The sequence below is a fragment of the Streptomyces sp. NBC_00390 genome (assembly GCF_036057275.1).
Classification (GTDB): Bacteria; Actinomycetota; Actinomycetes; order Streptomycetales; family Streptomycetaceae; genus Streptomyces.
Map to the genome: position 1 here is coordinate 7,414,222 of NZ_CP107945.1, position 26,642 is coordinate 7,440,863.

The window sequence follows — 26,642 nt, forward strand, 5'->3', positions numbered from 1 at the left end:
GTACCACTCCCCGGGGCCGACGACGCTGTCGAGCACCATACGGCCGACGTGCTATGGGAAGGGCGCGGCATAGGCGGCGCCGAGGTAGCTGCCGCAGGAGACGCCCAGGAAGTCGATCCGCCGTTCGCCGAGTGCGGAGCGTATGGCGTCCATGTCCCGGGCGGTCTGAGTGGTCGACAGATGCGCCGGCGCGTCGCCGACGCCGGCGGCGCAGTCGTCCGCCATGCGCCTCAATGAGTCGAGGTACGCCTTTTCCGCGGTGTGGCCGGACGGTACGGGCTCCGCTCCGGGGTTGTCGAAAAGGCCGCCCATCGGGCCACAGTCCGCGGGCGCGCTCTGGCCGGTGCCGCGGGTCGAAGTCGATGACGTCGTAGGAGCGGCGAACGCGCTCGGGCAACTTGGCCCGTTTGGTGACGGCGTACGCCAGCCCAGGGCCACCGGACCCGCCGGGTTCATCAGCAGAATGCCGCGCCGCTCCTCGGGTGGCCCCGAAGCGCGTACGCGCGAGACGGCGATGCTGATGCGCTCGCCGTCCGGGTGTTCCCGGTCGAGCGGGACGCTCAGCCACCCGCACTCCACCCGATCGGGGGAGTCCGGGCCCGGCATGGACTCCGGGCAGGGACCGAAACGCGGGGATGGAGCGGGGGTGGTGGTGGCGTGGCCCGGGACAGCCGGGACCAGAGCGGCGGTGGTGGCCACGAGTGCGCAGAGAACGTTCCGGTGGCGTACAGCGGGAGTCGCGGGTCTCGCATTCAGAGAATCGACGCTGGATCAGATGACAATGAAAACGATTGTCGATAACGTGGGTCTCCGTCAAGGCGGCCCGTCCCGGACGGGTGCCGCCGACACCTCATGAGTCCAACCCGCGTTCTGAGAAGAGGAAGACGTGGCCCATCTGCTGATGGTCGAGAGCTGGGTCGGATCGATGAGCAGGCTGCTGCCAAGAGCGATCCGCGAGGGCGGGCACGAATTCACCTTCCTCACCCGTGATCTGCACCACTACTTGCGTTCCGCCCCTGAGGGCACCGGGCACCCGCTGCTCGCGGCACACAACGTGCTGACCGCCGACACCAACGACATCGAGACGTTGCTGCCCCTCGTGGAGCGCGCCCACGGTGCACTGGGCTTCGACGGGGTGATCACCTCCTGCGACTACTACCTCCCGACGGCCGCACGGATCGCCGGACGCCTCGGGCTGCCGGGCCCCGCTGCCAAGGCGGTCGAGAACGCCTGCCGCAAGGACGCGACCCGCCGTGTCCTTTCCGATGCCGGAGTGCCGGGGCCCCGCTTCGCGGTCTGCGCGGACTGGGCCGAGGCCGCCGATGCGGCGCGGGAGATCGGCTACCCGCTGGTTCTCAAGCCCGTGGACCTGTGCGCCGGGATGTTCGTACGGCGCGTCGACGACGAGTCGGAGCTGACCCGCGCCTACAGGGCGCTCGCGGACTTCCCAGTCAACGCGCGAGGCCAGCGCCGCGAGCCCGTGGTCCTGCTGGAAGAGCTGCTCCGGGGGCCGGAAGTCAGCGTCGAGACCGTGTCGTTCGCCGGGACGGCGCGGGTGGTCGGGGTGACCGACAAGAGCGTCGGTGGGGCGCCGGCGTTCATCGAGACCGGCCATATGTTCCCCGCGGAGCTCGCTGCCGCTGACGCCGGGGCAGCTGCGGAGACGGCTGTTCGAGCGTTGAAGGCCCTCGGCCTGGACGGGGTCGTGGCGCACACCGAGATCAAGCTGACGCCCGGCGGGCCCCGGGTGGTGGAGGTCAACCCCCGTCCCGCCGGCAACCGCATTACCGAACTGGTCCGCCATGTGACGGGGATCGACCTCGCCGCCGCCTGCGTCGACGTGGCCCTCGGCCGCGAACCGGACCTGCGCCGACGAGCCACCGGCCTGCGCAGCGCGGCCATCGGATTCCTGGTGCCGGACACCGGGGGAGTACTCGAGGCCATCGATGGCGCCGACGACGTACGCACGGCAGCGGGCCTGCTGGAGCTCCAGCTCGAGGAACCCGGCAAGGTCGTCAGGGCAGCGGGCAGCAACAACGAGTACCTGGGCCACGTCATGGCCGCCGACGCCGAGGGCCTCGGGGCCCGCGACCGGGTCGAGACCCTGCTCTCGGCACTCTGCCCGACGGTGGTCGGCCGATGACCGCCATCACCCGCACGAACATCACCGCGTCCTCCTACGACGAACTCGTCGACCGCGTGCTCCGCGGCGGCTTCGGACCCGACCCGAGGACTCAGCGGATTGCCGTGGCGTTCACCACGCGCCAGGCCGTACGGCATGACGGGCGCAGCGGCGGCTACCGCAACGAAGTGCTGAGCCTGCGCCTGGCCGAAGCCGTGGGCTCGTGCGCGGTCGAGCCCGGTGAGCTCCCCGACAGCGCCGTCGACGACTGCGTCGGCGCGGACGTCGCCCGGCTCCTGGCCCACGAACTGCTGCCGGTACGGGTGGCCGCACTGGACGCCTACCTGATGCACGTGCTTCCCCATGGTTCCGCGAGCGGCGCACGGCCGTGTCCGCTCCCCGCCGGGAGCTCACTGGAGAAGTCCCGGGCGAGAGCCGCGGCCGTCACCGGTCTGCTCGACGTCCGCCCAGGGCGCACCGTCCTCGTCGTCGGCGTGGTCAACTCGCTGCTGGAGGCGCTGCGCGCACGCGGTCTGGCGTACATACCCTGTGACCTCAAGGGCGGCACGACGGAGTGGGGCGAGCCGGTACGGACCGACGCGCTGGCAGAGCTGGAGTGCTGTGACGCCGTCCTCGCCTCGGGTATGACGCTCGGCAACGGAAGCTTCGAGCCGCTGCGCGAGCGCGCAATGCGCCTCGGTAAGCCGCTGGTCATGTTCGCCCAGACCGGCAGCGCGGTGCTTCCGCGCCTCATCGGCGCCGGAGTCAGTGCGGTGTCCGCCGAGCCGTATCCCTTCTTCTGGCTCGACGGCGGGCCCGGGATCGTCCACCGCTACGGCGGCAGTGAGCGCTCCGGAGCCGCCCTGTGACCACGGCTGTCCTCAGCCCCGCGGGCAACCGCGGACTGCTCGCCCTGCTCGGCCGTACCCCCCTCGCCCGCATCACCGTCGACCTGCCCTGCCCCCAGCCCGGCTTCTGGGCCAAGCTGGAAGGTCTCGGCGCCGGCGGCATGAAGGCGCGAGCCGCCGTCTCCATGCTGCTCGGAGCCAAGGAGCGCGGCGAACTGCGGCCCGGCGCCCCGGTGGTGGAGTCCACCTCCGGAACACTCGGCATCGGGCTGGCCTTCGCCGGCCAGGCCCTGGGGCATCCGATCGTGCTGGTCGGCGACACCGAGCTGGAGCCCTCGATGCGACAGCTGCTGCGCGCATACGGGGCCCGGCTGGAGCTGGTCGACCGCCCAGCGGCCGAGGGCGGCTGGCAGGCCGCCCGCCTGGCCCGGTTGCGTGCACTGCTGACATCGCTGCCGGACGCCTACTGGCCCGACCAGTACAACAACCCCGACAACATCGCCGGTTACGCCTCCCTCGCCGCCGAGCTGGCCGTACAGCTCGACCACCTGGACGTGCTGGTGTGCAGCGTCGGCACCGGCGGCCACAGCGCCGGCGTCGTCGGCCCACTGCGCCGTCACTGGCCCGGGCTCCGGCTCATCGGCGTGGACGCCACCGGCTCGACGATCTTCGGCCAGCCCGCCAAGCCCCGCCTGATGCGCGGCCTGGGCAGCAGCATCCATCCGCGCAACGTCGCCTACGACGCGTTCGACGAAGTCCACTGGGTCGGCCCGGCCGAGGCCGCGGACGCCTGCCGGAAGCTCGCTGTCGGCAACTTCGTCAGCGGCGGCTGGAGCACCGGAGCCGTAGCGCTTGTGGCGGCCTGGGCCGCTCGTGTCCACCCGGGAGCCGTTGTCGCCACCGTCTTCCCCGACGGGCCGCATCGCTATCTCGGCAGCGTCTACGACGACGACTTCGCCGCCGCCCATGGGCTCGACCTGGCCACCGCGGCCAGGCGTCCCGTCGAGATCCCGCATCCGCGGGCCGTGGAGGCCACCGGCTGGGCCCGGTGCCGCGCCGTCACCGACCCGCTGCGCAGCCGAACCCCACGCTTGGAAAAGAGCCCGTGAAGGTCAGTCAGCGCACCGTGCGTCTCCAACTCACCGAGCCGCTGCGCATATCCCGGTCGACGATGGCGGGCCGCGAGGCCGTCTGGTTCTTCATCGAACACGCAGGCCGCCTAGGCCGCGGAGAGGCCGTCACCAGCGTGTACTACGGCCTCGATGCCGACGCACTCGGGCGACTGCTGCACGCGGAGTCCCAGTGGCTGGCACGCTTCGCCGAACCGGAGAGCGCCTTGGAGGCCCTGCGCAACGGAGGCCGGGAGAGCACCCCGCCCGCGGTGACCGCGGTCGTCGAGTCCGCGCTGCTCGATCTCGTGGGCAAGCGCGCAGGCATACCGGTCCACGAACTGCTGGGTACCTCCGCCCGGCCGTCCGCCGCGACTTGCCGCACCATCGGCATCACGTCGCCGAGGCAGGCCGAAGCCCAGGCCGCCCGCCTGGTACGGGACGGGTTCTCGGCCCTCAAGCTCAAGGCCGGGGCACCGGACCCCGCCGACGACCTGGACCGCGTACGGGCGGTGCGGGCCGCCGCCCCTCACGCGCGGCTGCTTCTGGACCCCAATGGCGCCTGGACGGTCAGCACGACCGAGAGGCTGCTGCCCCACCTCGCGGAGCTGGGAATCGAGGCCGTTGAGCAGCCGATCGCACCCGGCGACCCCGAGGCGCTGGCGAGCCTCGCCGAACGCTCGCCCCTGCCGGTCATCGCCGACGAAGACGCGGTCGGTCACGAGGACGCTCGCCGACTTGCCGGGCGGGTGCAGGGCATCAACGTCAAGCTCGCCAAGTGCGGCGGCGTCACCGCGGCACTGCGGATCGCCGAACTGATCGAGGGCACCGGTACCGAGTTGATGCTCGGCTGCCTGACCGCCAGCACGCTCGGTATCGCCCCCGCCGTGCATCTCGCCGATCGAGCCCGGTGGATCGACCTCGACGGGCATCTGCTGCTCGCCCACGACCCGTGGACCGGTATCGGCGGCGCCGACGGCACCGTACGGACGAGCCCGCGTCCGGGACTCGGCGTGCACCCGCGCACCGAGGAGGACCGAGGGTGAAGACGTGGCACGAGATACGCGGCTTCCCCCTCGCGATACGGCTCCTCCTGGTCAACCAGCTCGGCGTCAACACCGGCTTCTATCTGCTCATCCCGTACCTCGCCGTGCATCTGAGCGAGGACCTCGGGCTGTCGGCCGCTGTCGTCGGCATCGTGCTCGGCGTACGCAACCTCAGCCAGCAGGGCCTGTTCCTCATCGGCGGATCGGCATCGGACCGGCTGGGAGCGCGCAAAGTCATCATCGCCGGATGCGCGCTGCGCACCGTCGGCTTCGGGCTCTTCGCTCTCGGCGACGGACTGACGGTGCTGCTGGCCGCGTCCGTGCTCAGCGGGCTGGCCGGGGCGCTGTTCAACCCGGCCGTACGGGCGTATCTCGCCCTGGAGGCGGGGGAGCGCAAGGCCGAGGCGTTCGCCCTGTTCAACGTCTTCGCGACCACCGGCGCCCTGACAGGGCCGCTGCTCGGCAGCGCCCTGCTGCTGGTCGACTTCCGCGCCTCCGCGCTCACCGCGGCCGGGATCTTCGCAGTGCTCACGGTCGCCCAGGCCGTTGTGCTTCCGGCCCGCGAGGTCACACCGTCCGCGAACAGCGTCCTCGGGGACTGGCGCGAAGTGATCGGCAACCGCGGCTTCGTGGCGTTCGCCGTTGCCATGGTCGGCATGTTCACCATGGAGAACCAGCTGTATCTGCTGCTGCCGGACGGCGCGCGCCGGGCCACCGGCTGGGACGGCGCAGCTGGCATCGTCTTCCTCGTCGGCACCCTCACCAACCTCTGGCTGCAACTGCGCATTACTCGAGCGCTGAAGAGCACAGGCAGCAGGGCGAGATGGATCAGCGCGGGGCTCACGCTGATGGGGCTGGCCTTCATACCGCCGATGACAGTGGCGGGGGCCGGGACAGCGCAGGGCGGCGTCGGCGATGCGGTGCTCGGCGCGCTCCCTGTCCTGGCCGGGGCGCTGCTGCTCTACCTGGGCGTCATGATCGCCCAGCCCTTCGTCATGGAGCTCATCCCCCGCTTCGGCCGCCCGGAGCTCACCGGCACCTACTTCGGGCTGTTCTACGTGGTCTCGGGCATCGCCGCGGCCGTGGGCAACACGGTCGTCGGCTGGGCCATGGACGCGGGTCAGCGCGCGGGGGCGCAGTGGCTGCCCTGGGCGTGCTGCCTGGCCTTCGGGCTCATCTCGGCCGCGGGCATCGCCTGGCTGCACCACCTGCGCATCCTTCCCGCCCCCGTGGCGGCCGTACCGGTGCCGGCGTGAGGAGACACAGATGAGAAACGCAAACCTGCTCACCGACAACCCGGCCCTGTACGAGGCCCGCTTCCCCGACGAGACACGGCGGGCCGGGCGCTGGGCCGAGGACACTCTGCGGCGGCACGGTGCCGGCCCGCGGGTCCTGGACATCGGCTGCGGCACCGGCCGTGACGCCGCCCATCTGCACGGAGCCGGTCGCAGAGTCGTGGGCGCGGATCTGTCCGAGGCGATGCTGGAACACGCGCGCGTGCACCACCCCGGTCCGGAATACGTCCGGGCGGACCTGCGCGGATTCGACCTCGCCGAACGGACCTTCGACGCAGTGGTGTGCCTGGACAGTGCCTTGCTGTACTGCCACACCAACGAGGAGCTCGACGGCTTCCTGGGCTCCTGCCGCACCTCGCTGGCTCCCGGCGGGCTGCTTGTCGCGGAGATGCGCAACGGGGCCTTCTTCCTCGGCCGCACGGAACTCCTCGACCGTCCGTCCCTCAACGGCTTCACCTGGCAGGGCACCGCCTACCGGTCCACCACCATCCTGCGCGTGGACCGGGCCGCGCAACTGCTGCGCCGCACCCGTGCATGGACCGCCGACGACGGATCGCCACCGGTCGAGCAGCGCTCCGCGTGGCGGCTGCTCTTCCCCCAGGAACTGCGTCACGTCCTCGCCGTGCACGGCTTCGAGGTGCTCGCCCTGTACGACGGGCCCGGTCCCCGTACGGAGCCGCCGTGGCATGAGGGCGACCTGCCGGCCGCCACGGCCGATGCCGACCGGCTCCATCTCGTCGCCCGCCTCACGCATGCCCGCTGAACCCCACACATCGTCGCCCCCCACGCCGACATCCGCTCGCACAGCAAGGACACCCTCATGAACGACGTCCCCGTCAACGACTCCCGCTTCCCCGGCCTTCGCCGCCGGGGCTTCCTCGCCGCAGCCGGAGGCGCGGCCGGACTCGGCGCGCTCGCCCTTGCAGGCTGCGCCGGCTCCGACACCGCAGCCGGCCCCGCCAAGGCAGACGGCAAGCCCAAGCGCGGCGGACGGCTCCGCGCCGCCTTCGCAGGCGGCGGCGCGAGCGAGACCCTCGACCCGCACCTGGCCAACCTCTTCGCCGACGCCGCCCGTGCCAAGGCCCTCTTCGACAAGCTCGCCGACTACGGACCGGACCTCTCCGCGCAGCCCCGGCTCGCCTCGGCCTGGGAACCGAACGCCGGCCTGGACCGCTGGAACGTCACCCTGCGCAAGGCCGCCTTCCACGACGGCAAGCCGGTGACCGCCCAGGACGTCCTCTACAGCTACCGCCGCATCGCCGACCCGGCGAAGGCGTTCCGTGCCAAGGCGTCGCTGGAGCCCATCGACCTGAAGGCCAGCAGAGCCCTCGACGCTCGGACCATCGAGTTCGTCCTCAAGCGCCCGACCGCCGAATTCCCCAACGTGCTCGCCGCGTTCGGCGCGTACATCGTCCCCGAGGGGCTTAAGGACTTCGACAAGAAGCCGGTGGGCAGCGGCCCGTTCCGTTTCGTGTCCTTCGCGCCCGGCAGGTCGGCTGTCTTCAAGCGCAACGACGCCTACTGGGACGGCGCCCCGTACATCGACGAGCTGGAGTTCGTCGTGGCCAACGAGGAATCGGCACGCGCCAATGCCCTGCTCGGCGAGCAGGTCGAGTACGCCCACGAACTCGACCCCGCCACCGCCCGCGCCCACGAGAACAAGGGGCAGATCCAGATCGTCCGACTGCGCAACAGCGCCATGCAGGGCTTCGTCATGAAGACCGACCGGCCGCCGTTCGACGACAAGCGGGTCCGCGAGGCGTTCCTCCTGATCGCCGACCGCAAGGAACTGGTCGACGGCGCCCTGTCCGGCGCGGGCGAGATCGGCAACGACCTGTTCGGCAAGGGCTATGAGTACTACGCCGGCAGCCTGCCGCAGCGCGAACAGGACCTCGACCGGGCCCGCAAGCTGCTGAAGGAGGCCGGAGCCGAGAAGCTCAAGGTCACCCTCGACACCTCACCCGTTGCTGCCGGATTCACCGAGGCCGCGGCGATCTTCCGCGACCAGGCAGCCAAGGCCGGAGTGACCATCGAGATCAGGACCGGCAGCAAGGACAGCTACTGGAAGGACATCCTCGACTCCGGGACCCTGGCCTCCTACCGCTCCGGAGCCATGCCCATCGAGTCCCACATCTCCCAGCGCCTGCTCACCGATTCCACCACCAACGCAACCCACTGGAAGCACAAGAACTTCGACGCCCTCTACCAGCAGGCACAGTCCACCAAGGACAAGAAGGACCGCGCCGCCGTCTACGAGCGCATGCAGCGCCGCCTGCACACCGAGGGCGGCTTCCTGATCTGGGGCTTCGCCGACTGGATCCTCGGCACCGCCAGCAGGGTGCGGGGCGTCGAGCAGAAGGCACCCGCCAACTCCCTCGACTGGGCGCGCTTCGACAAGGTCTGGCTGGCGTGATCGGACTCCGGTCCTGGGTCGCCCGGCGGCTGCTGCTCGGCGTGGCGCAGACGGCAGCCGTCGTGCTGCTCGTCTTCGCCCTCACCGAGGCGCTGCCGGGCGACGCCGCAGTGGCGCTCGCCGGCGACCAGCCCGACCCTGAGCGGATCGCGGCCATCCGCGAGGCGATGCATCTGGACCGGCCGGCGTACGAACGCCTGGCGGACTGGGCGGCCGGGCTGCTGCACGGCGACTTCGGCACGTCCCTGGCGTCGGGGCGGCCCGTCAGCACGTACATCGCGGACGGCTTCGGGCCGACCGTGCTGCTCGCCGTGCTCACGATGGTGCTGCTGGTGCCCGCCGGGGTCGGCCTCGGTGTGCTGGCCGCCCGCCACGAGGGGCGTCTCGTGGACCGGCTCGTCAGTTCGGTGGCGCTGGGCGTGTACGCGGTCCCGGAGTTCGCCTTCGGCGTGCTGCTGGTCACCGTGTTCGCCCTGCGCCTCGGCTGGCTGCCGCCGACCGCCGTCGGCTACGGCACCGACCTGCTCGCCCACCCCGCGGCGCTGGTGATCCCCGTTCTCGTCCTGCTGTCGCGGCCGGTATGTTCGCTGGCGCGCCTGGTACGGGCGGGCATGATCGATGCGCTGGCCTCGCCGTACGTCGCCCAGGCCCGCCGCTACGGCATCTCCGGCGTCCGCATCCGTTACATGCACGCGCTGCCCAACGCCATCGCGCCTGCCGCCCAGCAACTTGCCCGCACGGTCGACTGGTTGCTGTGCGGGGTCATCGTCGTGGAGGCGCTGTATGTGATCCCCGGGCTCGGAACGGTGCTGATGAATGCTGTCGCCGAAAGGGATGTTCCGGTGGTGCAGGGCCTCGCGGTGGTCTTCGGGCTGACCGCTGTCGCCCTCAATCTGGGCGCCGACCTGGTCGCCCACCGCTTCGCGCCGCGGGCGGGGGTGGCCGCATGAGACACCGCGCCATGCTCGGTGCGCTGATCGTCGGCGTACCGCTCGCCCTAGCCCTGCTCGGACCGCTGTTCGCCGGAGCCCCTGGCCCACGGGCCGCCTCCTTCACCCTCGGCGGCGAACACTGGCTCGGCACCGACTTCGTCGGACGGGACGTCTGGCGGCAAGTGCTGCTCGGCGGACGGTCCGTGGTCCTCGTGGCCCTGGCCGCGACTTCACTGGCCTACCTGGTGGCCCTGCCGGTCGGACTCATCAGCGCGCTCACCCACCGGACATGGCTCGAAGAGCTGCTGATGCGGCCCGTGGACGTGCTGCTCGCCGTGCCGTCGCTGCTGATGATCCTGCTGGTGGCCGCCGTCTTCTCGCCAGGGGTGGCGGGACTCTCACTGCTTGTGGCCCTGGTCAACATCCCGGACGCCGCGCGGATCGTCCGCGCGGCCGCGGCCGAAGCTGCCTCACGCCCGGCCGTCGAAGCACTGCGCATGCAGGGCGAGACCTGGTGGCGCATGGCCGTCGGCTATGTCGGCAGGTCGATCGCGCGCACACTCGCCGCAGACGCGGGCGTACGCCTCACAGGCGCGCTCTACCTGGTGGCCACCGCGGCCTTCCTCGGCGTGGGAGTCGCGCCGGACGCCTCCGACTGGGCCGTGATGGTGGACCGCAACCGTACGGGCCTGTTCGTCCAGCCCTGGGCCGTGGTCGTCCCGGCCCTGATGATCGTCGCCCTGACCATGGGCGGCAACCTGCTCTCCGACGCCGTACTGGAAAAGACGCCGTACTGGAAAAGAGGAAACGCACGTGACCGCGGTCGCTGAGATCAAGGACCTACGCGTCGAGATCGACGGCCGCGCGATCGTCGACGGCGTCAGCTTTCAGGTCCGGCCGGGGAAGGTCACGGCACTCGTCGGCGCGTCCGGCAGCGGTAAGACAACCACGGGCCTCGCGCTGCTCGGCGAGTACCCGGCGGGTGCCCGTGTGACTGGTGACGTACGCGTATCCAACGGCCTCGTCGGATATGTACCCCAGCACCCCGGCGCCGTCCTCAACCCCGCACGCCGGGTCGGCGCGCTGCTGCGGGACATCGCCCGCGAGCAGGGGTCGGGCCTGCCCAGGCCCGAGCGCCGGGCCGCCGCCCGAACGCGCATCCTGCACGCACTCTCGGCCGCACAGCTCCCGGAGGGCGAGTCCCTGCTTCGGCGCTATCCGCACCAGCTCTCGGGTGGCCAGCAGCAACGCGCCGTCCTGGCACAGGCACTGCTGCTCGGCGCCAGTGTTGTGGTCGCGGACGAGCCGACCACGGGGCAGGACGTGCTGACGAAGCGGCACATCGTCGACCAGCTGGCGGCGGTCGCCCGGCAGGGTGTCGCTGTGGTCCTGCTGAGCCACGACCTGGACGTCGTCCGGGCCCTGGCCGACGAGGTTCTGGTCATGCGCGGCGGCCGAATTGTGGAGGCGGCCCCCGCAGGGCAACTGTGGCTCGCACCGCGACATCCCTGGACTGCCGAACTCCTGGCAGCAGACGGGAAGACAGACGACAGCCCGCCCGTGCGCGAAGGACACGTGGCACTCCAGGTACGTGGCCTCACCGCCCGGCACCGCGACGGCGCCCGCAGTACCAAGGAAGTGGTGCGCATCCCCGAACTCACCCTCCGCTCAGGCGAGTGCCTGGCCGTCGTCGGCCGCTCCGGAAGCGGCAAGACAACGCTCGCCCGCTGCCTCGCCGGACTCCACCGGGACTACGCAGGTGAAGTCCTGCTCGACACCACCCCGCTCCCGCGCAGCCTGCGCGCCCGGACCCGTGAACAACTGGCCGCTGTGCAGTACGTCTTCCAGGACGCGAAGGCCGCGTTCGACGAACACCGACCGGTCCTGGACCAGGTGGCACGCACGGCGGTGCGGCTGCGAGGAGCGGACCCGCGAGAGGCTCTTGCGGAGGCCTTGAACACCCTGACCGGCCTCGGCCTCACCGAGGAGCTGGCGCGGCGCAGGCCCGGCCAGCTGTCCGGCGGCGAACTCCAACGGACCGCGCTCGCCCGGGCCCTGCTCGCCCGGCCACGGGTGCTGATCTGCGACGAGATCACCTCCGGCCTCGACACGGTCACCCGGTGCGGCCTCCTGGACACGCTCGCCGTCCTGCTGAGCGACCGACCCGAACTGGCCCTGGTCCTGATCACCCACGACCTCGACACCGCAGCGACTGCCGCCCGGATCGCCGTACTGGACGCCGGCGAGCTCATCGAGCAGGGGCCGGCACAACAGGTGCTCACCGCGCCGCGGCACGGATTCACTGCTTCACTCGTGGCAGGTTCGGCGGGTCTGGTAGCGAATTTCCGTCCCTGACTGGTCGGGGACCGTTGCCTTTGATCTCGCCGTTCCAGCTCCAACGCGGCTGGGGGGTGGCCTCGTCCCGCAGGTTGCGACGTAGTGCGTGAAGGCTGTGGCGGCGGGGTGATCGTGGCGAACCCCAAGCCGTCGGAGAGTGCTGAGTCCAGCATGTGGGTCCGGCCCGACCGGATCTGGCTTGCTCGCCGTGCAGCCGGTTCGAACCGGCTGCAGCTCACCTGGAGGGGGCGCCCCATTGCCATGGACACGTTGGTGGCAGCGACTGCCTCAACCGCGCGACATGGGTTGTCTGAAACCGTTCCGGGTTTGATCGAGGCTCTAGGTTGTGAGTGTGACCTGGGGTTTTGAGTTCTGCTGGTGGTAGATGGGGGGCTGGCTCCGGGCATAACGTGCAGTCGGTTCTCCCCCGGCGCCGTCGGCATGCGCGCGACGGCGCCGGGGGGTGATTCCGGTGTCCCGATCTCGTTGTTGAACGATCCGTATAATGGGGGCACGCTTCGACGCCGCCGGGGCCCGTACCAAGAGGTACGGGCCCCGGCTCGTTCCGGGCGCCAGACCGAGGAAGGTTCCCCATGAACGCACCGCTGCCGGCCCCTGCACGCTCCCGTGCCGACAAGCCCCGGCGTGCCACAGCGCCGCAGGGGGAACTGTCGATGCCACGGACGGTGATCCCGGGCCTGCCGCCGGTCGAGTCCTTCGACGCACTCGGGCTGCCGCCGGAGCTGATGGAGACGATGACCGGCCTCGGGGTGAAGGAGCCGTTCCCGATCCAGGCGGCGACCCTGCCCAACGCGCTGGCCGGCCGCGATGTCCTCGGCCGCGCGCGGACCGGTTCCGGCAAGACGCTCGCTTTCGGGCTTGCGCTGCTCGTCCGGACGGCAGGCCTGCGAGCGGAGTCGAAGCGGCCGCTCGCACTGGTCCTGGTGCCCACGCGGGAACTCGCGCAGCAGGTGAGCGACGCGCTGGCGCCGTACGCGCAGGCGCTGAAGGTGCGGCTGGCGACGGTGGTCGGCGGGTTGTCGATCAACCGGCAGTCGGAGCTGCTGCGGAGCGGCGCCGACGTGGTCATCGCGACGCCGGGGAGGCTGGCCGACCTGGTGTCACGCCGGGACTGCCACCTGAACCAGGTGCGGATCACGGTGCTGGACGAGGCGGATCAGATGTGCGACCTCGGTTTCCTGCCTCAGGTTTCGGAGATCCTGGACCAGGTCCGTCCCGACGGGCAGCGACTGCTGTTCTCGGCCACGCTGGACCGCAACATCGATCAGCTGGTACGGAGCTACCTGCGCGACCCGGTGCTCGCCTCGGTCGACAAGGTGGCGGGCTCGGTCACCACGATGGAGCACCACGTGCTCAACATCCACGCCGCCGACAAGTTTGCGACCGCGACCGAGATCGCCGCACGCGACGGCCGGGTACTGATGTTCCTGGACACCAAGGCCGGCGTCGACCAGTTCACCCGTCAACTGCGGGCCAGCGGCATACAGGCCGCTGCCCTGCACAGCGGGAAGTCGCAGCCGCAGCGCACGCACACGCTCGCCAGGTTCAAGGACGGTGAGATCACCGTGCTGGTGGCCACCAATGTCGCGGCGCGGGGGATTCACATCGACGCGCTCGACCTCGTCGTCAACGTCGACCCGCCGGCCGACGCCAAGGACTACCTGCACCGTGGTGGGCGCACCGCACGCGCCGGGGAGTCCGGGAACGTGGTCACCCTGGTCACCCCCAACCAGCGACGCGATGTGAACCGGATGATGTCCGACGCCGGGATCCGGCCGACTGTCACACAGGTGCGCTCCGGCGAGGAGAAGCTGACCACCATCACCGGGGCGAAGCGCCCGCCGATCGGGGGGAGGACCAGCGGCGGCAACGCCCCCTTCCGCGGCCTCGGCACCCGTCCGGGCCGCCCCGCGAAGGAGTCCCGCAAAGCCGCCGAAGCCCGTAAGACCGCGGAAGCCCGCGCAGCGGCCCGGGTACGCAAGGGCCGCTGACGCGGGACGAACCGGCCGGAGAGAGACGTGGCGGGCGGCCTTTGTGCGAAGGCACCGCGCGACGTCTCGCTGCTGGTCAGCGGTTGCTTGAAGTCCCGGTCGACCGTGTCCGCCAGGACCGGGGGTGCGGGCACCGAAGCCGGTCAGGTCCGTAATAGGTCTGCTTCGGCCTCATCGAGTAGTACAGGTAGTTCCGCTCGGCGGTGGTGCCGGACCAGGCCTGCACGGCGCGCCAGTACCTGGGGCCTTCGCCGGGGGCATCGCCGTCCGGGTAGAGCACGATGCCCATGACGCCGTGCATCACTTCACGCTCTTCGGTCGTGTAGATGACGTCGGCGCCTTCCCGGTAGTCGATGACGCGTGCCCAGAACGGCCCGTGCAGGCCGAGCGCCCTGGGCAGCTCCAGGTGGCGGTCGATGAACTCGTCACCGCTGATCATCCCGTCGTGGGCGAACGGCGCCTCTGCCGCCATGTACGGCATGGCAAACATCTCGCCACGGCTTCTGGCGTGGAGGAAGTCCGCGGCCTCCAGCAGAGTCAGCCTTTCGAGCGATCGCGTCTGGAGAGACCGCGAGGTCTCCAACTCCTTGGGGGCGTATGCGCCGCAGTCAGTCATGGAGACACCTGCCAGTTCCGGTGAATCGTTCCCTGTCCCGCTCCGTGGTCGTTGCCTGCCGCCGGCCGGCCGATGAGGGGGCGGGTGTGATGGCGGCATGCACAGCCTGTTCCAGTGGTCCTGCGCCGGACCAAAACCTTGGCGCCGACGGACGGCATGGCCGGGATCCGTCCTTGGCCATATGCTCAAGGGTCGGGGAAGCTGCCCGTTTCAACCATCCGGCAGGTGTCCGGAACCACCCCCGCCGACTGGCTGGCGCAGCTCGCCGCCCGGCCGGATTCGGTGTCGGGCACCCGCGGGGCGTCCCTCCGCGTGGTACGAATCGGACAGTGGCCCGATGGCGAGTGGAGCCCGCGTGATCCGGGTATTGGTGGTCGACGATGAGGCCTTGATCCGTACCGGCTTCCAGCGCATCCTCGATGCGGCGGACGGTATCGAGGTCGTGGCTGCGGTCCCTGGTGGCCAGGCGGTCCGGACGGCCCAGCAGGTACGTCCCGACGTCGTGCTGCTGGACATCCGGATGCCGGACGTGGACGGACTCACCGTCCTGGCCGGCCTCCGTCGGCTGCCGCACCCTCCGGTCGTGGCCATGCTCACGACGTTCGACATGGACGAGTACGTGGCAAAGGCGCTTCGCTCCGGCGCCGCCGGCTTCCTGCTCAAGGACACCGACCCTGAGGAGCTTCCTTTCCTGGTGCGGGCCCTGGCCGAAGGCGGCACCGTGCTGTCGTCCAAGGTCACGCGGACGGTTGTGGACGGCTATCTCGAAGCCGGCTTGCAGGAACCCGCTGCCCGCGGCCTCGGCCGGCTGACCGACCGCGAGCGGGACGTACTCGTCCTCATCGCCGAGGGACTGTCCAACACCGACATCGCCGCGCGGATGCACCTGAGCACCGGCACGGTCAAGGACCATGTGAGCGCCATCCTCACCAAGCTGGAGGTGGGCAGCCGCGTCCAGGCCGCCCTGCTCGCCGAACGGGCGGGACTTCTCAGGCCGACGCGGGACCAGGAGGGGGAATGACCCCCCGCCACCTGCCCGCCCCGCTGCTGGACGCCGCCCTCGTCGGAGTCTCGCTGCTCGACGTCTGGGCCAACGTCGGCACCAGCGAGCCGCTACGCCTGGCCTGCGCCCTGGCCGCTGCCCTCTGCCTTGTGCTGCGCCGTCGCCTTCCGCTGCTGACTTTCCTGCTGACCCTGCCCGCAGTCATGCTCTCCGACGCGGTCTTCGCCGCGCTGGCCGCGCTGTACACCCTCGCCTCGCTCACCCGCCGACGCACCCTCCTCACTCTGTGTGCGGTGACGTTCACGATCAGCGACATCACCTCGTGGCCGGCACCGCACTTCGACCTGCGCACCTCGACCTTGATCACTCTGGGCTACACCGGGGCGACGGCGGGCGCGGCCGTCTTTCTCGGCCAGCTCGTCCAGGCCCGGCGTGACCTGTCGCTGCGGATCGCGGAGATCTCCGAGGCGCGTGACCACGAGCGGCTGCTGACCGACCAGACCGTGCTGGCAAGGGAACGCGCGCAGCTCGCCCGGGAGATGCATGACGTGGTCTCCCACCAGGTCAGCCTGATTGCGGTGCGGGCCGGAGCGCTCCAGGTCGGCACCCGGGACGCCGAGGTCAAGGAAGCCGCAGCCACGATCCGGCGGCTGAGCGTACAGACCCTGGACGAACTGCGGCACATGGTCAGCGTCCTGCGTGCCTCCGGCGGCCGCCCCACGGAGCTGACCCCGCAACCGTCCCTGGCCGACCTGCGGCAACTGGTCGACAACAGCGGCATCGAGGCCGAGCTGCAGACGGACCTCCCCGACGGCCTCCCCCCGACCGTCCAGCGCGCCATCTACCGCACCGTCCAGGAAGCGCTGACCAACGTACGCAAGCACGCCCCCGGCGCCACCACGACGATTCGCATGTCCCACGAGGGCGGCACCGTCCGTGTCACGGTCACCAACACCGCACCGACCCGGCGCGCTCTTCCTCTGCCCAGTGCGCACTACGGTCTGGTCGGCCTGCGTCAGCGCGCCGCGCTCCTCGGCGGAACCGTCACCTCCGGCCCCACGGCCGACGGCGGCTACGAACTTCGCCTGGAGCTTCCGGACATGGTCGCGCCGTGACCGAGATCCCCGGCCCAGTGCCCGGGAGTCGTCAGTCCCAGAGTTTGTACGTCACTTCCCGCTCCGTGTGCGCAGGCCTGCTGTCGGTGTAGGTGAGTTGCATCCGGCTGAAGTGCTGGAGCTCAGGATGCTTCTTCCAGGTCGCTGGGCGGTCGAGCCTCACGGTGACGGGGTAGGAGTGGAATTTGCCCGCGGCGCAGTAGGGCTGACAGTCGTTCACCACGTCGAGTCCTCTGGCCACTGCGGACGTCGGGCCCCAACTGGACCACTGGAGTTCGGTGAGGCGGTTGTTGCCGTCCCCGCAGGCGAGCAGGAAGTCGGCCGGGCGTACTTGTGGTTTCCAGAAACAGTCGACGGCCACCACGTGAGCGGGCGAGGGAGACACTGCGGAAGCGGATGCCGGCACTCCTGCTGTTGCGAGCGCTGCGGCAGCGCACAACATGACCGCTGTTCTGAGCTTGTTCCTCTGCATGTCGGCTCCTCAGCTGCCTCTTTTCGAGCCCATGTGGCTCTGCGTGTACACCTTGGTCCGGCGCGTCACGACGCCCGCCTCCGCCTGCCCCTTCACAACCCGCGTCCACGATGTGGCCGGCCGGCCGGCCCGGTGACCGCGTCGACGGCGGAGGGGGAGGCCGCCAGGGAGAGGGTGTCCGGCTCGTCGGAGCTGAGCACATCGTCGCCGTACAGGCCCTTCAGCCAGTTCGACTGGTAGACGGTGTCGAGATACCGATCGCCGAGGTCCGGCGCGATGGCCACCGCGGTGACTTCACGCTCGTCGTGCTCGGCCAGCCAGCCCATCGCGCCGCTGACCACCGTCCCGGTGGAGCCGCCGAACAGGAAACCGTGCCGGGCCAGATAGTGGCAGGCACGGATGGTGTCCGCCTCCTCGACGCGCAGCACCTCATCCACGTAGGACTCGTCGAGCAGTGGCGGCCGGATACTCATGCCGAGGCCCGGAATCATCCGGCGGCCCGGCTCACCGCCGAACGCCACCGAGCCGACGCTGTCCACGGCGATGATCCGCACCTGCTGGTGCCACTGCCGGAAGTAGCGCGCGCAGCCCATCAGGGTCCCGGTGGTTCCGGCTCCGACGAACAGCACGTCCAGTCCCGGGAATTCGCGGGCGATCTCCGGCGCCGTCCTGCGGTAGTGCGCCTTCCAGTTGCTCGGATTGGTGTACTGGCTGAGCCACACGTACCGGTCGTCGGAGGCACACAGCTCGCGGATGTAGTCGATCCGCGCTCCGAGGAAACCGCCGTTGGCCTCCTGACCGGCGACGATGTGCACCTGGCTGCCCAGTGCCTCCATCATCAACCTGGTCGACAGGTTGCAGCGAGAGTCCGTCACGCACAGGAACCGGTAGCCCTTGCTCGCCGCGATCGTGCTCAGCGCCACACCGAGGTTTCCGGACGACGATTCGACCAGGATCGAATCCGGCGTCAGGACTCCCTCCTGTTCAGCGGTCTCCACCATCTCGATCGCGGCTTTCAGCTTGATCGAGCCGGCGAAGTTGAAACCCTCACACTTCAGGAAGAGCGGATGGCCGTAGATCGACCGGAGGTCGACGTAGAGCTCCTCCTCGTTGAAGGCATAGGGGACGGATATGACGGGCACGGTGGCCTCCTCATCTGCAGCAGAGCACGTTCGGAACGTCCGTCCGGCCGCATACGGGCTTCTCGCTCTCAGGGGCGGGAGCCTGCGTCCCACAAGGCCGGACGGCGGAACTCTGCGTCAGTGTCGGTGGTGTCGGGCGCCCAGACGTACGGCGGCTCGACCGGTGATCTCTCACTGGGATTCCTGTACAACCCTCCAGGGCTCGCGGCCAGTTCATCCGTACCGGCTCAGTTCGTGGAAGAAGTCGTCGACGACGTGCAACTCTCCGGCGCGGGCCACCTCGTCGTAGACCCACTTGCCCACGGCGAGGTCGAGGACGCCGAGACCGAAGGGCGAGAACACCACCGTCCGGTCCGCCGGCACCGTCACCCGTCCGGCCATCACGTCGTCCAGCGTGCCGTGCAGGAAGTCCCGGTTGCCCGTGAGCTGCTCGGCCAGATGCGTCGAGGTGTCGGCCTTCAGACAGTGCTCGATGTCGTCGACGATGTTGGTCGAGGCGAGCACGATCACCGGCGCGAGGTCGCGCAGTGACACGTGCAGCACCAGTGGATGGTGTGCGAACCACGACAGGTCGCTGACGTGCGGCTGACCGGCGACGGTGGCGAAGACCACCAGGTCGCTGAGGCGGATCAGCTCCTCGGCGCTGTCGTGCACGGTGATCCTGCCGGCTGTGCCCGACTGTTCCAGGTAACAGCGGAAGCCGGCCGCGCTGTCGGTGGACAGGTCGTGCACGCCGATCTCGTCGAACGACCAGCCCGTGCCGGCAAGGAAGGTGTGGATGTAGCGGGCGATCAGGCCCGTCCCGACGAACCCGACGCGTGTCGGCCGCGGCCGGCTGCGGCTGAGGCATTCGGCCGCCGACGCCGCCGACGCGGCCGTCCTGGTGGCGCTGATGATCGAGCTTTCCAGACAGGCGAACGGATAGCCGCTGTCGTGGTCGTTGAGGATCAGCACGGCCGAGGCCCTCGGGATGCCCGCCGTCACGTTCGCCGGGAAGCTGGAGATCCACTTCAGGCCGTCCACCCGCGTCTCTCCGCCGATCGAGGCGGGCAGCGCGATGATCCGGGAGGACGGGCGGTCGGGCAGCCGCAGGAAGTAGGACGGTGGGTTCACCGACTGACCGGCGCTGTGCAGCCTGTAGGTGGCCTCGACCAACTCGACGATTTCCTTCTCGCGCCCCTGCAGTACGCGCTGAACCTGGGCACCGGAGATCACCGCGAACGGTGGCACAGTGAGCGGCTCGGGCATTGAGGACTCCGTGGTGAGGGAACGGATGACGGTCACCCTGCGGTGCCGTTCGGCGAGCAGTCGGTCAGGCGCACCGCCTCGGCCATCGCGACCAGCACCTCGCGCGGCCCTTCGAAGGGCTCCCTGCTGTGCGCGGTGCGGATGTTGTCGACGAACAGCAGGTCGCCGGCCTGCCACGGCTCGCGTGCGGTGCAGTCCTCGTAGACCTTGTTGATCAGTTGCACGACGTCCTCGCCGATGGGGTCGCCTTCGCCGAAGCGGGTGTTGAACGGCAGTCCGTCGGCGCCGTAGACGTCCACCAGGTACTCGCGCACCTCGGGGGCCATCGTCCACTCGTTGAGGAACGCGATCTGGTTGAACCAGCAGCGCCGGCCGGTGACCGGGTGTCGCACGACGGCGCTGCGGCGCTGCCTGGTGTGCAGTCCACCGTCGGGCTGCCATTCGTACTCGATCGCGTTGGCGCGGCAGTAGTCCTCGATGGCCCCCCGGTCCTCGGTGCCGAACGCTTCGGCCAAGGACGCACCGATCTCGTCGTTGTAGCTGCGGGTGAGCATCCAGCCCTCCCGCGCGAACCGCTTGGTCAACTCGTCGGGCAGCGCCTCGAGTACGGTCGGTGAGTCGGCCACCGCGGTGGCTCCGCCCTCGGTGGGCGCACTGAGGCACGCGAACAGCATCAGGCCGGGGAACTCGAGCCGGTAGCTCAGTTCGTGATGCATGCACATCGGCTGGTTCGGCGGCCACGTCGACGAGGAGTACACGCCGTCGGAGTAGGCCTTACGGGGGGCGAAGGCCTCCTTCTCGGCCATCGGAGCGGTGGCCAGCCGCTGAAGAACGGCACCGAACTCGGCCGCGTCGCGCAGCTCCAGGCCACGGACCAGGACCGAGCCGCGCCCGGCGACGACGGCGCGCAGGGCTTCACGCTGCTCGCCCACCCAGGTTGCCGCGTCGGCCGTGGCCTCGACCCGCAGCATGGGAGGTTTGCCGGGTTGTGACTCCACATCGAGCAGTGATGTCGGCAGTGAGGACGGCATCATGTGTTCCTTTCAGTCGCGGCTCAGGAAGAGCCCGGCCAGTCGGCGGCGCGCAGCACTGCCTTGGCCGCCTCGGTCGGACGGGTGCGCAGGAAGTAGTGGCCGCCGTCGGCGAGCTCGTGCAGGTCGACGTGCTCGGCCAGGAGCTGCCAGTCGCGGTACCGGCGCGGGAATTCCGCCGTGCTCGGGTCGTCCGCGGCAACGACCACGGTGACCGGCGCGGACAGCCGCACTGTCGGTGGGGTATCCAGCGCGTCGGCGAAATAGCGGTGTGCGGACACGCAGTCGTGCCGGAAGGCGGCGCCGACCTGCTCGGCGTGGTGCGCATCCAGCTCACCGAGCTCGGCGTACCCGCTGTCCACGGCCAGCCGTGCGGCGATCTCCGTGTTGCTCCGCTCGGCCAGCTCGGCGATGGCGGCGCGCCGGTCGCCGGCGTCACCGAGCAGCTGCGCTCCCAGGAACACCCGCTGGACCTCTACGCCGCGCTCCTGGAGCTGCCTGGCCGTCTCCACGGCCAGTGCGGTGCCCGAGGAGTGACCCCACAGCAGGAGCCTGGTCAGACCACGCCGGGTGATCTCGGTGACGATCTGCTCGGCCACCTGTGCCATCGGCACGAACGGCTCGCTCTCGCGGGCCACATCGTGACCGGGCAGCTCTACGGCGTAGACCGATATGCCGCCGGTCGGCAGAGCCCTGGCCATCGGCCGGAAGTTCACGGCGTTGCCGCCGGCACAGGGAAAGCACAGCAGGGCACCGGACTGCGCCCGGTCCGGTCCCGACAGTGACTGCAGCAGCCCGGACCGCTCGGACCTGCCGTCGACCACTGCGGCCAGATCGGCGAGGACCGGGTGACGGGTGACGTCCTTGAGGGTCACCGCACGGTCCAGGGCAATGGCCAGCTTCACTGCCGTCAGCGACGTGCCGCCGCGGTCGAAGAAGTGGTCCCGCCGTCCGATCAGGTGCTGCGGAATGCCGAGCACCTGCTCCCAGGCGTCCGCGATCCGCTGTTCGGCCGGCGTGCTCGGCGCGTGGTGGTCGGCCTCGACGACGTCGAGTTCTCCGGCGAGCGCGCTCAGTGTCTTCCTGTCGATCTTGCTGTTGGCGGTCAGCGGCAGGTCTTCCCGCCAGTGGAAGGCGGACGGGACCATGTACTCGGGCAGCGAGGCACCCAGTCCGTCCCGGAGGACGTCGACCTCCAGGGGCTCGGGTGCGCAGTAGAAGGCCACCAGGTGTTTGCCTTGGCCGGCCCGCTCGGCGATCACCACTGCGCCGTCGCGGACACCGGGCACCCGCAGCAGGGTGTTCTCGATCTCGCCGATCTCGACGCGGAAGCCACGGATCTTGACCTGGGTGTCCCGGCGGCCGAGGAACTCCAGCTTCCCCTCCGGCTGCCAGCGGCCGTAGTCGCCGCCCCGGTAGAGCCGCCGGCCCGCGCGGTGCGGATCGTCCAGATAGGCCAGCCGGGTGCGTTCGGGGTCGTTGACATATCCGCGCCCGACGCAGACTCCGGAGAAGACGATCGCTCCCGGGGCGCCCAGCGGAACGGGGGACAGGTGCTCGTCGACCACATAGACATGCACGTTGTTGACGGGGCGCCCGAGCGGGACCCGGTCCCCGTCCGGCACCCGGTCCATCACTTCGTGGTTCGTGTCGTCCGAGGTCTCGGTCAGCCCGTAGGCGTTGACCAGCTGGATCCTGGGCTCGGCCGTGAACCAGCGCTGGATGAGCTCCTTCTTCAACGCCTCGCCGGTGACCGACACACACCGCAGGTCCGGCAGCTCGCGGGGGCGCTGCTCCAGACAGGAGAGCACGACATCGAGGTACGACGGCACCACCTGGAGCACGGCCACCCGGCCGTCGGTGATCTTGTCGATGAAGCGTTCGACGTCCAGGATCACTTCCTGCTCGACCAGCAGGGTCCGCCCACCGACCAGCAGCGCCGACAGCAGCTGCCACAGCGAGATGTCGAAGCACTGTGGTGCGGTCTGGGCCACCACCTGCCCCTCGCCGATCCCCAGGTCGTCGATCTTTGCGTAGAGATGGTTGAGCAGGCCCGCGTGCTCGCACATCGCACCCTTGGGCTCACCGGTGGAGCCGGAGGTGAAGTAGATGTAGGCCAGTTGGTCCGGCGCCACGCCGACGCCGGGATCACCGTCGCCGTGCTCCTCCTCGTAGGCCGTGTCGACGAAGAGTGTCCGGACCGTGGGCAGTGCGTCGAGGGCCCGATCGAGGGTGGTGGTGCTGCCTCGTTCGGTCAGTACGAGGGCGCACTCGGCGCGGGAGAGCGTGGTCGCGATGCGCCCGGCCGGGAAATGCGGCTCGATGGGCAGATACACTCCACCGGCCTTGAAGACCGCCAGGACCGCGGCCAGCCAGTCCAGGTTGCGCTCGGTCACCACTGCGACGACCCCTTCGCGGCGCAGGCCCCGGGCCAGCAACGCGCGTGCCACCCGATTGGCACGGGCGTTGAGCTCCTGGTACGTCCACTGCCGGCCGCCGTGCACCGCCGCGACAGCGCCCGGATGCGCCCGCACACGCTGCTCGAACAACTCGTGCACCCGAAGGTCCGGCAACTCCCGGCACGGGCCCGCCAGCCCGTCGAGCTGGAACCGCAACTCCTCGGCGGACAGCAGACTCTGCCGCCCGTGCCCGGCATCGGGGTCGGCGGCGATCAGCCCCAGCGCGGCAAGGTGGTAGCCGGCGATACGGGCCGCGCAGTCGGCGTCGAGCACCTCGGTGCGGTAGCGCAGCCGCAGCCCGAGCCGGCCGCCGTGGTGCGCGAACCCCACCCACAGAGCCGTGTCCTCGGCCGGCTCACCGCCGGCACCGGCCGGATCGAGCACGGTCTCGAAGAGCGGGCCGGTCAGCCCCAGCTCGCGTCGGAGATCACCGATCGGGAAGTCCTTGTGCGACAGCAGCTCCGACTCGACCTGGTGCGCGCTCAGCAGCAGCGTCCGCCACGAGCCCGGATCCGTCGTCAGCCGGCACGGCAACGGCCGGCCGCCCTCCGGCGGAACGTAGCCGGTCACGACCTCCGTCTCGCCGGACAGCGCGCCAAGCACCTTCGCGTGCGCGGCCAGCAGAATCGAACTGAGCGGCACCGCTGCCTCGTCCGTCAGCCGGCGCAGCGCTTCCACCACCTCGTCCGGGACCGCCGCCTCGTGCTCGCAGACGCCCGGCGCCGGACGGAGCGTCCACCGGGGGATCGGGGTGAAACCGCCGGCGAGGAGCACACCGCGCCAGAAGTCACGGCCGGAGTCCATGTGCGTTTCCATCGGATCCTCCCCTCTGCTCACGGGCTCCACAGTGCTGTTCGCGCACCGGCGTCACGGGGTGACCGAGGGCTTGTCGCAGCTCCGAGGCCGGGTTTCCTCCCCACGACGCGTGCGGGGGAATCTCCTCGCCCTTCATGAGGAAGGAGTCAGGCGCGAGCACGGCGCCGTCGCCCATCGTCACGCCGTAGTGGACGTGAGCGCCGACACCGAGGGTGCAGCCGCTGCCGAGCGTGGTGTGGTCGGACTTGAAGGTGCCGTCCTCCTGCGAGTGGCACTGGATCTTGCTCCCCGCATTGAGCGTGCAGCCGTCCGCGATGGCGATGAGCGTCCGCTCGGTCAGCATGCAGCCGTCGTCGAAGACCCTGCTGCCGAGCCGGACACCCAGCAACCGCCAGATCATGTTCTTGAAGGGGGTGCCGTTGAAGACGTTGAAGTACTCGACGGGCACCTTCCAAAGGCGCTCGTGCAACCAGAAGTTCGGGTCGTAGATGGAACACAACTGCGGTCGCAGTGCACGGAATGCCGTGATGACGCGTTCCACCAGTACGTAGTAGAGCGCGGTGAACACGAGGGCGAGGGCCAGGGACGCGGCGATCATCATCTGTCCGAGAGCGCCGTACAGCTCGACGGCCGCGAGGCCGAGGAGCGTGAGCACGAACAGGTGCAGCCACCGCACGAACAGGAACGCACCCATCGTGCGGATGTTGTAGCGGTTCTTCGCGGCGAGGTGGTCGCGCAGGGTGGCCCCGCCCCGCAGATGGTCGAACCGGCTGTCGCGCTCCACCGACCGGGGAATCTCGAAGCAGGGCGAGCCGAGCAGGCCCACCCCCTCGCGGACCTCGCCGTCCAGCGGAACCATCACCTTGGTCGCGAGGAGGCAGTTGTCACCCGTCTTGGCCCGCGAAGGATAGGCGATGTTGTTCCCGAGGAAGTTGCGCGGCCCGATCGATGCCTGGGACACGCAAAAGGATGTGCTCGAGAAGTCGGCGTTGATGATCGAGAGCCCGTCGGCGATCATCGTTCCGCTGCCGACATGGCTCAGGTACGGCGTCTCGTGCTGCACTTCCGTGCCGAAGTTGGACCCGGTCTGCTCGACCTGGGACAGGTCGTAACCGAGGCCGCGCAGATAGTGGACGATGTAGGAGCTGTCGCCGAAGAGCCATTTGAAGAACTTGATGTTCGTCATGCGTGCGATCGCCCGGTGCACGGAGTAGTGAAAGCCGTACAGCGGATAGGCCTTGTCCGGCTTGATCAGCAGGTTCAGCAGGCGGGGAACGGTGAGCAGTACGGCGAGGCCCACGATGCCGAAGCCGAGGAAGAGCGCGAGGGAAAGGACCAGCGCGTCGGTGAAGAGCTGCGGCGTGGTGATCCCCATCGCGTCGAGGCCCGGCACGTTGACCAGAGCAGGGAACACGGCCAGCAGCATGTACAGGCCGCCGACGGTCAGGGGCACGTACAGCAGGAGCACCTGGAGCACGGTGACGAGGCCGTAGCCGGCCCGGCGCAGCGTGCCGCAGCGCGCCGGCGCGACCCTCACGTAGTCGACCTCCGTGCTCTGCGCCGGGGATCCGTGCCAGTGCTGGCCGTCGGGGACCACCTGGCCGCTGTGCAGCGACGACGCGTGGCCGAGCTGCGCTCCGTCGCCCATCGACGTGTCGATGTCGAGCACGGTCTTCTCGCCGATGAACACGTCCCTGCCGAGGGTGACCGGGCCGGTCTGGATACGCCCGGCGTGCGCCCGGTAACAGAGAAGGAACGCTTCCTTACGGATCACGGTACCGGCGCCGATCGTGAGCAGGTCGGTGCAGACCGGAATGGTTCGGGAGAGGATCGTGACCCCCTTGCCGATCCGCGCGCCGAGTGCCCGCAGGTACAGCACGTACAGCGGATTTCCGACGAAGAAGATCATCGGGTTGGCGTGGACCAGTGCCTTGACGGTCCAGAAGCGCAGATAGGTCAGACCCCAGACCGGGAAGTCGCGGGGCTTCCACCGGCCGATGAGGATCCATTTGGCCACGATCGGAAACGTGCACAGGCCGACGAAGCCGATGCCGCCGAAGACGACGGAGCGGAGGTAGATGTCGGTGACACCTGAGCCGGCGGAGACCCACTCGTAGCCTCGGGCGACGACAATTCCGGAGAGGTAGCAGTATCCGACGAAAATCAGCAACTGCAGTGTTCCGCAGAGGGCGTACCGCAGTGTGCTTGCCGGTGCCACTGCCTCGGTCGACAGCGGGACCGGCGTCTCGACGGGGGTGGGCGCGGCATCCTCGAAGGCCGTTGCCAGGCTACGGATCGTCGGGTTCCGGTAGATGTCCTTCATCGACACCGACGGCAGGTCCCCCCGCTTCCTGACCCGTGCACAGAATTGGGCCATCACCAGCGAGTTGGCGCCGAGGTCATCGAAGAAGTGGCCGTCGACCGGCACCTGCTCGATGCACACGACATCAGCCAGCACATCGGCGAATTCTCTTTCGATGCCGGTCTTCGGGCCGGTGTATCTGCGTTTGGTGATTGCAGATTCATCCGGCCCGGGCGTCAAGACTTCGACGGAATTTTCCTCCATGCGAGCTCCCTGAGGAAATATCGACCACCACCGGCCGCCGCGGCCGGCGTCCTGTCCTCG

21 protein-coding genes are annotated in these 26,642 nt (G+C 69.8%); 13 read left to right on the forward strand and 8 right to left on the reverse strand.

Annotated features, from left to right (window positions below; translation table 11 throughout):
- Window positions 1–51 precede the first annotated feature (51 nt).
- On the reverse strand, window positions 52–699 hold the full coding sequence (locus tag OHS70_RS32975) for a hypothetical protein (protein ID WP_328403566.1): 648 nt from the start codon (window positions 697–699) through the stop codon (window positions 52–54).
- A gap of 187 nt (window positions 700–886) precedes the next feature.
- Here OHS70_RS32975 and OHS70_RS32980 point away from each other — a divergent pair, with 187 nt between their 5' ends.
- From OHS70_RS32980 to OHS70_RS33030, 11 genes are all read left to right on the forward strand, one after another.
- Window positions 887–2,143, forward strand: coding sequence for an ATP-grasp domain-containing protein (locus OHS70_RS32980; RefSeq protein WP_328403568.1), 1,257 nt, complete (start codon window positions 887–889; stop codon window positions 2,141–2,143).
- A complete protein-coding gene (locus OHS70_RS32985; protein WP_328403570.1) occupies window positions 2,140–2,991 on the forward strand; it encodes a Rossmann-like domain-containing protein in 852 nt (283 codons plus the stop codon). The genes OHS70_RS32980 and OHS70_RS32985 overlap by 4 nt, the downstream gene beginning before the upstream one ends.
- Complete coding sequence (locus OHS70_RS32990) at window positions 2,988–4,079, forward strand: PLP-dependent cysteine synthase family protein (protein WP_328403572.1); 1,092 nt, start codon at window positions 2,988–2,990, stop codon at window positions 4,077–4,079. Before OHS70_RS32985 ends, OHS70_RS32990 begins: the two co-directional genes overlap by 4 nt.
- Window positions 4,076–5,125, forward strand: a complete 1,050-nt coding sequence (locus tag OHS70_RS32995) for a dipeptide epimerase (RefSeq protein WP_328403574.1) — start codon at window positions 4,076–4,078, stop codon at window positions 5,123–5,125. Before OHS70_RS32990 ends, OHS70_RS32995 begins: the two co-directional genes overlap by 4 nt.
- Entirely contained in the window at window positions 5,122–6,381 is a 1,260-nt protein-coding gene (locus OHS70_RS33000) for an MFS transporter (RefSeq protein WP_328403576.1), read from the forward strand. Before OHS70_RS32995 ends, OHS70_RS33000 begins: the two co-directional genes overlap by 4 nt.
- 10 nt (window positions 6,382–6,391) lie before the next feature.
- Window positions 6,392–7,183, forward strand: coding sequence for a class I SAM-dependent DNA methyltransferase (locus OHS70_RS33005; protein ID WP_328403578.1), 792 nt, complete (start codon window positions 6,392–6,394; stop codon window positions 7,181–7,183).
- Window positions 7,184–7,240: 57 nt separating this feature from the next.
- Window positions 7,241–8,833, forward strand: coding sequence for an ABC transporter substrate-binding protein (locus OHS70_RS33010; RefSeq protein WP_328403580.1), 1,593 nt, complete (start codon window positions 7,241–7,243; stop codon window positions 8,831–8,833).
- The gene (locus tag OHS70_RS33015) at window positions 8,830–9,783 is read left to right on the forward strand and encodes an ABC transporter permease (protein ID WP_328403582.1); all 954 of its coding nucleotides are present in this window, start codon (window positions 8,830–8,832) and stop codon (window positions 9,781–9,783) included. Before OHS70_RS33010 ends, OHS70_RS33015 begins: the two co-directional genes overlap by 4 nt.
- The gene (locus OHS70_RS33020; RefSeq protein ID WP_328403584.1) at window positions 9,780–10,595 is read left to right on the forward strand and encodes an ABC transporter permease; all 816 of its coding nucleotides are present in this window, start codon (window positions 9,780–9,782) and stop codon (window positions 10,593–10,595) included. The genes OHS70_RS33015 and OHS70_RS33020 overlap by 4 nt, the downstream gene beginning before the upstream one ends.
- Window positions 10,579–12,120, forward strand: coding sequence for an ABC transporter ATP-binding protein (locus tag OHS70_RS33025; RefSeq protein ID WP_328403586.1), 1,542 nt, complete (start codon window positions 10,579–10,581; stop codon window positions 12,118–12,120). Before OHS70_RS33020 ends, OHS70_RS33025 begins: the two co-directional genes overlap by 17 nt.
- Window positions 12,121–12,695: 575 nt before the next feature.
- Window positions 12,696–14,114, forward strand: a complete 1,419-nt coding sequence (locus OHS70_RS33030) for a DEAD/DEAH box helicase (RefSeq protein ID WP_328403588.1) — start codon at window positions 12,696–12,698, stop codon at window positions 14,112–14,114.
- Window positions 14,115–14,190: 76 nt separating this feature from the next.
- Here OHS70_RS33030 and OHS70_RS33035 read toward each other — a convergent pair whose 3' ends face one another.
- Window positions 14,191–14,730: a hypothetical protein gene (locus tag OHS70_RS33035; protein ID WP_328403590.1), complete on the reverse strand. Its 540-nt coding sequence runs from the start codon at window positions 14,728–14,730 to the stop codon at window positions 14,191–14,193.
- A gap of 355 nt (window positions 14,731–15,085) precedes the next feature.
- Between OHS70_RS33035 and OHS70_RS33040 the strand changes: the two genes are divergently transcribed.
- Together OHS70_RS33040 and OHS70_RS33045 are read left to right on the forward strand one after the other, a co-directional pair.
- Window positions 15,086–15,751 carry a response regulator transcription factor gene (locus OHS70_RS33040; protein ID WP_328406074.1) on the forward strand — a complete coding sequence of 222 codons (666 nt, stop codon included), beginning with the start codon at window positions 15,086–15,088 and terminating at the stop codon, window positions 15,749–15,751.
- Window positions 15,748–16,848, forward strand: a complete 1,101-nt coding sequence (locus OHS70_RS33045) for a sensor histidine kinase (RefSeq protein WP_328403592.1) — start codon at window positions 15,748–15,750, stop codon at window positions 16,846–16,848. Before OHS70_RS33040 ends, OHS70_RS33045 begins: the two co-directional genes overlap by 4 nt.
- Before the next feature lie 31 nt (window positions 16,849–16,879).
- On the opposite strand, the gene OHS70_RS33050 is transcribed toward OHS70_RS33045, so the two are convergent.
- The 6 genes from OHS70_RS33050 to OHS70_RS33075 all read right to left on the reverse strand — a co-directional run bounded on the left by OHS70_RS33050 (window position 16,880) and on the right by OHS70_RS33075 (window position 26,582).
- Window positions 16,880–17,233 (reverse strand): hypothetical protein, encoded by a 354-nt coding sequence (locus OHS70_RS33050; RefSeq protein WP_328403594.1) that lies wholly within the window; start codon window positions 17,231–17,233, stop codon window positions 16,880–16,882.
- 179 nt (window positions 17,234–17,412) lie between these two features.
- Complete coding sequence (sbnA, locus tag OHS70_RS33055; protein ID WP_328403596.1) at window positions 17,413–18,462, reverse strand: 2,3-diaminopropionate biosynthesis protein SbnA; 1,050 nt, start codon at window positions 18,460–18,462, stop codon at window positions 17,413–17,415.
- Between the two features lie 213 nt (window positions 18,463–18,675).
- Window positions 18,676–19,710 carry a 2,3-diaminopropionate biosynthesis protein SbnB gene (gene sbnB / locus OHS70_RS33060; protein WP_328403598.1) on the reverse strand — a complete coding sequence of 345 codons (1,035 nt, stop codon included), beginning with the start codon at window positions 19,708–19,710 and terminating at the stop codon, window positions 18,676–18,678.
- Between the two features lie 32 nt (window positions 19,711–19,742).
- Window positions 19,743–20,741 carry a TauD/TfdA family dioxygenase gene (locus OHS70_RS33065; RefSeq protein ID WP_328406076.1) on the reverse strand — a complete coding sequence of 333 codons (999 nt, stop codon included), beginning with the start codon at window positions 20,739–20,741 and terminating at the stop codon, window positions 19,743–19,745.
- Window positions 20,742–20,764: 23 nt separating this feature from the next.
- Window positions 20,765–24,016 carry a non-ribosomal peptide synthetase gene (locus OHS70_RS33070; RefSeq protein WP_328403600.1) on the reverse strand — a complete coding sequence of 1,084 codons (3,252 nt, stop codon included), beginning with the start codon at window positions 24,014–24,016 and terminating at the stop codon, window positions 20,765–20,767.
- A complete protein-coding gene (locus OHS70_RS33075) occupies window positions 23,988–26,582 on the reverse strand; it encodes a Pls/PosA family non-ribosomal peptide synthetase (protein WP_328406078.1) in 2,595 nt (864 codons plus the stop codon). Before OHS70_RS33075 ends, OHS70_RS33070 begins: the two co-directional genes overlap by 29 nt.
- Window positions 26,583–26,642: the final 60 nt, after the last annotated feature.

Bases quoted from the DNA above. Each gene is read 5' to 3' on its own strand.
- OHS70_RS33005 (WP_328403578.1), top strand. From the start codon at position 6,392: ATGAGAAACGCAAACCTGCTCACCGACAACCCGGCCCTGTACGAGGCC.
- OHS70_RS32985 (WP_328403570.1), top strand. From the start codon at position 2,140: ATGACCGCCATCACCCGCACGAACATCACCGCGTCCTCCTACGACGAA.
- OHS70_RS33010 (WP_328403580.1), top strand. From the start codon at position 7,241: ATGAACGACGTCCCCGTCAACGACTCCCGCTTCCCCGGCCTTCGCCGC.
- OHS70_RS33075 (WP_328406078.1), bottom strand. From the start codon at position 26,582: ATGGAGGAAAATTCCGTCGAAGTCTTGACGCCCGGGCCGGATGAATCT.
- OHS70_RS33070 (WP_328403600.1), bottom strand. From the start codon at position 24,016: ATGGAAACGCACATGGACTCCGGCCGTGACTTCTGGCGCGGTGTGCTC.
- OHS70_RS33035 (WP_328403590.1), bottom strand. From the start codon at position 14,730: ATGACTGACTGCGGCGCATACGCCCCCAAGGAGTTGGAGACCTCGCGG.
- OHS70_RS33020 (WP_328403584.1), top strand. From the start codon at position 9,780: ATGAGACACCGCGCCATGCTCGGTGCGCTGATCGTCGGCGTACCGCTC.
- OHS70_RS33030 (WP_328403588.1), top strand. From the start codon at position 12,696: ATGAACGCACCGCTGCCGGCCCCTGCACGCTCCCGTGCCGACAAGCCC.
- OHS70_RS33045 (WP_328403592.1), top strand. From the start codon at position 15,748: ATGACCCCCCGCCACCTGCCCGCCCCGCTGCTGGACGCCGCCCTCGTC.
- OHS70_RS33065 (WP_328406076.1), bottom strand. From the start codon at position 20,741: ATGCCGTCCTCACTGCCGACATCACTGCTCGATGTGGAGTCACAACCC.
- sbnB (WP_328403598.1), bottom strand. From the start codon at position 19,710: ATGCCCGAGCCGCTCACTGTGCCACCGTTCGCGGTGATCTCCGGTGCC.